Raw genomic sequence first — 468 nt, forward strand, 5'->3', positions numbered from 1 at the left:
AAACTGAAGCCATTGCAAGGATAGGCGATAGCTTTTCAAAAATGAGAAAGGTTGCAAGATTAGAAGATCCAAGTAGCTATCGTTTAAATGTTGCTAAAAAAGTGGTTGAAATTATCATAAGTCATTTAAAAAATGATAAAGATTGCGTAGCAAAACTTGTATCACTTTTAGAAAGTGGAGTGATAGAAAAAGAAATTTTAGCAATGGATATTTAATGCTTTTTTCCAAAGAAGAACTCGATGAGTTTTTAATCTCAAACGAACAAAAGCACGAAAACACTCCAAATGAACTAAAAGGTGCTATGCAAAGAAAAGACTTTTTAGAATGGATGGATGAGCTAAAAAATGAATTAAAAACTCAATTTTTGCATGAAAGCCATTTAGATCCTACTTTAAAAGAAGAAAGAATTAAAAGAGCGAGTGTGGATTTTGATTATTTTGCAAGAACTTATTTGCCGCATTATTTTAC

Annotated in this window: 1 protein-coding gene and 1 pseudogene; both read left to right on the forward strand. The window is 30.6% G+C overall.

Annotation, left to right across the window (positions count from 1 at the left end; all coding sequences use genetic code 11):
* A partial coding sequence (locus tag KJR01_RS09740) for a DUF1804 family protein (RefSeq protein ID WP_250325185.1) occupies positions 1 to 215 on the forward strand: 215 nt, incomplete at its 5' end.
* Positions 215 to 468 (forward strand): annotated as a pseudogene (locus KJR01_RS09745) (phage terminase large subunit); the annotation flags it as partial. The gene KJR01_RS09740 and the pseudogene KJR01_RS09745, both read left to right, overlap by 1 nt.

The sequence above is a fragment of the Campylobacter sp. 2018MI10 genome, from assembly GCF_018501175.1.
GTDB lineage: Bacteria > Campylobacterota > Campylobacteria > Campylobacterales > Campylobacteraceae > Campylobacter_E.